Annotated in this window: 5 protein-coding genes; 3 read left to right on the top strand and 2 right to left on the bottom strand. The window is 71.9% G+C overall.

The window, feature by feature from the left end:
* Positions 1 to 164 (bottom strand): lasso RiPP family leader peptide-containing protein (locus tag FREUN1FDRAFT_RS44295; protein WP_006543367.1); only part of this gene is annotated, 164 nt, incomplete at its 3' end.
* 332 nt (positions 165 to 496) lie between these two features.
* Here FREUN1FDRAFT_RS44295 and FREUN1FDRAFT_RS26600 point away from each other — a divergent pair.
* Positions 497 to 1,948, top strand: coding sequence for an NAD(P)/FAD-dependent oxidoreductase (locus FREUN1FDRAFT_RS26600; protein WP_006543366.1), 1,452 nt, complete (start codon positions 497 to 499; stop codon positions 1,946 to 1,948).
* A gap of 164 nt (positions 1,949 to 2,112) precedes the next feature.
* Here the strand turns inward: FREUN1FDRAFT_RS26600 and FREUN1FDRAFT_RS26595 are convergent, their stop codons facing one another.
* On the bottom strand, positions 2,113 to 3,273 hold the full coding sequence (locus tag FREUN1FDRAFT_RS26595) for a glycerophosphodiester phosphodiesterase (protein WP_232295417.1): 1,161 nt from the start codon (positions 3,271 to 3,273) through the stop codon (positions 2,113 to 2,115).
* 313 nt (positions 3,274 to 3,586) lie between these two features.
* On the opposite strand from FREUN1FDRAFT_RS26595, the gene FREUN1FDRAFT_RS26590 reads away from it, so the two are divergent.
* Together FREUN1FDRAFT_RS26590 and FREUN1FDRAFT_RS26585 are read left to right on the top strand one after the other, a co-directional pair.
* Positions 3,587 to 4,708 carry a hypothetical protein gene (locus tag FREUN1FDRAFT_RS26590; protein WP_369809828.1) on the top strand — a complete coding sequence of 374 codons (1,122 nt, stop codon included), beginning with the start codon at positions 3,587 to 3,589 and terminating at the stop codon, positions 4,706 to 4,708.
* 41 nt (positions 4,709 to 4,749) lie between these two features.
* On the top strand, positions 4,750 to 6,468 hold the full coding sequence (locus FREUN1FDRAFT_RS26585; protein ID WP_232295416.1) for a VWA domain-containing protein: 1,719 nt from the start codon (positions 4,750 to 4,752) through the stop codon (positions 6,466 to 6,468).
* Positions 6,469 to 6,522: the final 54 nt, after the last annotated feature.

Below are 6,522 nucleotides of genomic sequence, written 5' to 3'. Positions count from 1 at the left end.
GCCGCCACCCCAGCCCCAGCCCCACGCCACCGCCCCACGCCCCAACCCCAGCTGCGGCCCCAGCCCCATCCACCGCCGCCGCCGACGATCACGAAGACTCCCCGGGTGACGTCCCGGAACGAGCCCTGAGATGCAATCGCGGGCGCTTCGTACCTGGCCTTCATGACCTACCCCTTCCGTCCGAGTCTCGTACGTCCGGCTCCTGTTGATCCGGCCGCCGATTTGGTCCGGCGCTCCGAGCGCGCCTCGTCCGGCGCCTGCCGGACAATCCGTCCGCCCGCCCGGCCCATCGGAGTCAGGCGGATGGGAGCACCCGTCCGAGCCTCATCGTGCCCCGCCCCGGTTCAGTGACGGTTCAGTCACCCGACGCCCACCACACATCCACCCGGGTCCGGTTGGGAGGGACCGCGTAGCGGTACGCCGAACTACACGACCCGTGCCCTTGCCATGCCCGCGTCGGCGCCGCTGCGGTGGCCGCGGGGTCAGGAGTGCGCAGATGAAGAACTCGCCGACCATCGCCCGTCTCGTCCGCCGGACCGAGCAGTGGCGCCACGCCGGTCCCGAGAACGCACCGCCCAAGGAGGCTCCGGTGCTGCGGCCGAGGGCGTTGACGTCGGCCGACCTGATCGGGGACGGACGGCGACGACCCAAGGTGATCGTGGTCGGCAGCGGCTACGCCGGGCTCGGCGTGCTCCAGTACCTGGAGGCGCGGCTGCCGGCCCACGCCGCGGACCTCGCGCTCGTCTCCCCCGTGGACCATCTGCTCTACACGTCGCTGCTTCCGCAGGTGGCCGCCGGCGACATCGAGCCACGCCACCTCGCGGTCTCCGTCCGCGGGACGTTGCGCCGCACTGTGTCGCATCTGGGGCATGTGACCGAGATCGATCCCGCCGCGCGCAACGTCACCGTCCTGAGCCGCGCCGGCGTCCCGTTCACCCTGGCCTGGGACAGGCTGGTCCTCGCGCCCGGGGCGCACACGCGGACGTTCGACATCCCCGGCCTGGCCGAGCACGGCCTGGGGATGAAGAACCTCGCCGAGGCCGTCTTCCTGCGTGACCACGTGCTGCGCCAGATGGCCTACGCCGACGCGGCCGTGCACGAGGCCGAACGCCGGGCGCACTGCACCTTCGTCGTCGTCGGCGCCGGGTACACCGGCACGGAGCTGGCGGCGCAGATGCGGCGGTTCACCATGAAGGCGCTGGCGCAGTTCCCGCGGTTGCGGTCCGACCAGGTCCGCTGGCTGTTGCTCGACCTCGCCCCGAAGGTGCTGCCCGAGCTGGACGAGCACCTCGGTATCGGGGCGTCTCGGGTGCTGCGGGAGCGGGGGGTGGAGGTCCGGCTGAAGACATCGGTCCAGCAGGTGCGCCCCGACTCCGTCACGCTCACCAGCGGCGAGGTCATCGCGACCCACACCCTGGTCTGGTGCGCCGGTGTGACACCGAATCCGCTGGTGAGCTCGTTCGGCGCGGAGACCGTGCGGGGGCGGCTGGTCGTCGACGAACGGTTCCGGGTGCCGGGCCACGCCGGCATGTTCGCCCTGGGCGACGCGGCGGCCGTACCCGACTCGACCCGGGGCGGTGTTCCCGCGGGACAGACCGCGCAGAACGCCGTGCGGCAGGGCACGGCGGCGGGCCGCAACATCGCGGCGTCACTGGGCTACGGGGCGATGCACCCCTATCAGCACCGTGACCTGGGATTCGTCGTCGACCTCGGCGGGGCCGACGCGGTCGCCAACCCGGTGGGCCTGCGCCTTTCCGGCCTGCCGGCGGCGGTGGTCACCCGCGCCTACCACCTGCTCGCGCTGAAGGCGGGCACCAACCGGGCCTACGTCGCCGCGGACTGGCTCCTTGGTGCCCTGATGAAACCGCGGACGGTGCAGCTCGGTTTCCTGCCGCCGCCGCACGCGACGATCGCCCAGGTCGAGCAGACCGAGCTGTACCAGGCCTGACCCGATGTACCAAGGTCTGAGCCGATGTACCAAGGTCTGACCGCGAACGTCGGCCAGACCACGGGCCCGGATGACGGGCGGCAGGCGCAGGATGCCGGGCGGCGGACCGGTCCCGGCCCGCCGCCGGCTCACCCGGCTCACCCGGCTCACACCGGCGAACCCGATCAGGCCTTGGCGGCCTCGGCGCGGGCCAGCACACCGACGTCGGACTGGTCGGTGAACAGCCCGTCGATGCCGGCCTTCAGGTAGGCCACCTGCTCGTCGATGCCGCGGCCGAAGTCGCTCACGACGGTGCCCGAGCGCAGCTCGGCCGGCAGGAAGGAGTTCTCGGCCCGGAAGGTGTAGGGGTGCAGCAGCAGCCCCACCGCGTGCGCGTTCTTCACGAGCGCGGTCGGGGTGCCGAGCTTCCCGTCCACGACCGGGATGACCATGCTCTTCTCCGGCCCGATCCCGCCCGCGTAGCCCGCGATCTTCTTCAGGCCGTCCGGGGTGATCAGGTCCGCGTAGGTGCGCGGGTCACCGGCGGCGACCAGGTCGTAGGGGGCACCGCTGGCGCTCAGCAGCTGGACGACGTTCGTCCGCAGCCCCCTGCGGCGCAGGTCCTGCAGGTTCGTCGTCTCGAAGGACTGGACGAACACCGGCGCGGTGCGCGAGTTCAGGCCGTTGCGACTGAGCAGGTCCAGCAGCCGCTGCTCCAGGGGCAGCCCGGCCTTCTGGAAGTAGGTCGGGTGCTTGGTCTCCGGGTAGATGCCGATCTCCCGGTGCAGCTCCGCGGACAGGCGCTTGCGCAGCTCGATCACCTCGACGAGGGTCGGGATCTCGAAGCGCCCGTCGTACATCGTGTTCTCCTGCCGGATCGCTGGCAGGCGCTCCTTCGCGCGCAGCGTCTTGAGCTCGGCGAGGGTGAAGTCCTCGGTGAACCACCCGGTGACGGAGACGCCGTCGAGCAGCTTCGTCACGCGCCGGGAGGCGAACTCGGGGTGGTCCGCGACGTTCGTGGTGCCGCCGATCTCCGGCTCGTGCCGGCAGACCAGGTGACCGTCCTTGGTCGGCACCAGGTCCGGCTCGACGAAGTCAGCGCCCATCCGCGCGGCGAGCTCGTAGGAGGCCAGCGTGTGCTCCGGCCGGTAGCCCGACGCACCGCGGTGCCCGATCACCAGGATCCGGTTCCGGCTCTGCGACTGCCCGCCCGACGACGAGCCGCCACCCGACCCGGAAGACCCGGCCGAGGCGGCCGAGGCGGCCGACGCCGAGGCCACGACCAGCGGCGCGGCGGCGAGACCGGCGATGAGACCACGACGGCCCACGCCACGCCGGGGTTCCACCGACGGCTCGCCGGACCCGTCCGTGCCGGCAGCATCCAGCCCGCGAGGCTCCACAAATCCTCCAACGCGGCACCGGCGTCCGTCGCCGGCGGCGCGCCACCCAGCGAAGCAATCAAGGAAGACGAGGGAACGGATCAGACGTTTCCTTTCGTGGTCGGGCGGACGTCCAGTGCGCTAACCGATGCCGACGCACGGACAACGCGCTAACCCGGGGCGCCGGGAAAGCAATGATCAGGCGACGTTCCGGTGAACACCCGGCGCGCTGTCGCGGGGCCGACATCGAGCGCTTCGCCCGATGCATCACGATCACGCGGTGCGCCTGACCCGCGTGACCCGTGTGATCGGACCCGCGTTGGCGGTCCTGCTGCTGGCGGGCGTCGCCGCGCTCGCGATCGTGCCGCGGCTGCGCCCGGCCGGCGACGACAAGCTCGTGACCGTCCACGCGCTGGTCGGGTCGGAGAAGCGGTCGTTCCTGACCGACCCCGAGGTGGTCTCGGTGCTGGCCAGGGCCGGCTACCGGCTGGTCGTCGACACCGCCGGCAGCCGGGAGATCACGACCCGGACCGACCTCGACGCCTACGACCTCGTGTTCCCGGCGAACACCCCGCAGGCCGACCGCATCAAGCAGGCCCGGGGCCTGACCCGGTCGTACTCACCGTTCTACTCACCGATGGCGATCGCGACCTTCCGCCCGATCGCCGACCTGCTCGCCCGCGCCGGCGTGGTCCACACCGACGGCCCGGTGGCCACCTTCGACATGCATGCCTACCTGAAGCTGGTCCGCGACCATACGCGGTGGTCCGACCTGCCGGGAGCCGACGCCGTGTACCCCACGGACCGCTCGGTGCTGATCGCCTCGACGGACGTCCGCACCTCGAACTCGGCGGCGCTCTACCTGGCCCTCGTCAGCTACGTGGCGAACGGCGACGAGGTGGTCACCGAACGCGCCACCGCCGAGCGGCAGGCCGAGTTCGCGGCGGGCCTGTTCGAACGCCAGGGCTACCTCGACAACTCGACCGCCGAGCCGTTCGACGAGTTCCTCGCCATGGGCATGGGGAAGGCGCCGATGGTGATGATCTACGAAGCGCAGTTCCTGGAACGGGTCCGGGCCGCCGACGGCTCGATCAGCCCCGACATGCTGCTGCTCTATCCCGAGCCGACCATCTTCGCCCGGCACACCGTCGTCCCGCTGACCGACGCCGGTGACGCGGTCGGGAAGCTCCTCTCCACCAGTCCGGACCTGGTCCGGCTGGCCATCCGCCACGGGTTCCGTCCCAGCGACCCGGCAGCCGCCGCGCAGGCGCGCGGGCAGGGCGCCGCGAACGCGGCCTCGGCGCCGCCCGAGCTGGTGAACACCGCCGAACCGCCCAGCCAGGAGATCTCCGACCTGATGATCGAACTCATCGCGGACGCCTACCGGACCGGCACCGGATGACGCGGCCCCGCATGATCCGGCAGCGCGCGAGCCGGCACCGCATGAACCAGCACAGCATGAACCGGCAGAACCAGAACCGGCACAACATGAACCGCCGCCGGCCGCGCGGCGCGCTCGTGCTGCTGATCGTCCTCGCCACCGCGGCCGCCGCGCTCGGCGCCTGCTCGGGGTCCGCCGGCACGGACCCCGATGATCCCGGCCGTGGCGGCGGCACGCTGCGCATCCTCGCCGGCTCCGAGCTGCGTGACCTCGACGGGCTGCTGGACGACTTCCGCCGCCAGACGGGCATCCAGGTCACCCTGGAGTACACCGGCACCCTCGACGCCGTCGACCGCATCACCGCCGGGACGACGGACGCCGACGCCGCCTGGCTCGCCTCCGACCGCTACCTGCGCCTGGCCCTCGGTGACGCCCCGGATCGCAGCCGCACCATCGTCGACCGCGCGACCACGATGATGTCCCCGGTGGTGCTCGGGGTCCGCAGCGATCTCGCGCGCCGGTTCGGCTGGGTCGACAACAAGGTGGTGACCTGGGCGGACGTCGCGCGGAAGGTCGCCACCGGCGAGTTCACCTTTGCGATGACCAGCCCGTCGTCGTCCAACTCGGGGTTCTCCGCCCTCGTCGGCGTCGCCGCCGCGCTCGCCGGCACGTCCGACGCGCTGACCCTGGACGACATCCACCCGGTCGCGCTGACGTCGTTCTTCGCCGGCCAGGTGCTCACCGCCGGAAGCTCCGGCTGGCTGACCGACGCGTTCGTCCGCTCGGCGACCCCGATCGGCGGGATGATCAACTACGAGTCGGAGATCCTCGCGCTGAACGCCGGGGCGCTGCGCGACGACCCGCTCACGATCATCTATCCCCGCGACGGCGTCATCACCGCGGACTACCCGCTGCAGCTCCTGCATGCCGACGCCGCCCACCGCGGCGCCTACGACCGGCTGGTCAGCTGGCTGCGCACACCCGACGTCCAGCGCCGGATCGCCACCACGACCTACCGGCGCCCGGCGACACCCGGTGTGCGCCTCGACCCGGCCCCGTGGCCGGCCCCCGAACTGCCCGCCCAGCTGCCGTTCCCCGCCACCAGCGAGATCGCCGACCATCTGCTCGCCGCATACCAGGACGAGTACCGCCGCCCCTCCCACGCGATCTTCGTCCTGGACGTCTCCCCCTCCATGCGGGGCGAGCGGCTGGAGCTGCTGCGCTCCACCCTGCGCGAGCTCGCCGGCACCGGAACGAGCACCGGAAGGGGCACCGGAACCGACGACACCCTGGAACAGCGGTTCGCCCGCTTCCGCGAACGTGAACGGGTCACCCTGATCACCTTCAGCGGGACGGTGCACGACACCCTGGAGTTCACCGTCAACGACCCGCAACCCGGATCGGCCGACCTCACCGCCATCTCCGCCGCAGCCGACGGCCTGACCCTGGGTTCGGGCACCGCGATCTACTCGGCGCTGGAGGCCGCCTACCGCTACGTCGCGGACAGCGCGGCCGCCCCGGCCGACGGCGTGGCCCCCCTCACCTCGATCGTGCTGATGACCGACGGGGAGAACAACCAGGGCACCACGGCCGACGCCTTCCACTCCTCCTATCTGGCCCTGCCGGATGCCGCCCGTTCGGTGCGGACCTTCACCGTGGTGTTCGGGGACGCCCGCGTCGACGAGATGCGGACCATCGCGGACTGGACCGGCGGCGCGATGTTCGACGCGCGGACGTCCTCACTCTCCGAGGCCTTTCGTGAAATACGCGGATATCAGTGAGCCTTTCCCGTCGTCGGCTCGGACCTGCCGCAACCCCGGCGGTGCCCCGTGAGA

The sequence above is a fragment of the Parafrankia sp. EUN1f genome (genome assembly GCF_000177675.1).
In the GTDB taxonomy this organism is placed as follows: Bacteria; Actinomycetota; Actinomycetes; order Frankiales; family Frankiaceae; genus Parafrankia.
The sequence above is the reverse complement of the archived record's forward strand: the minus strand, read 5'-3'. Positions and strand labels throughout refer to the sequence as shown.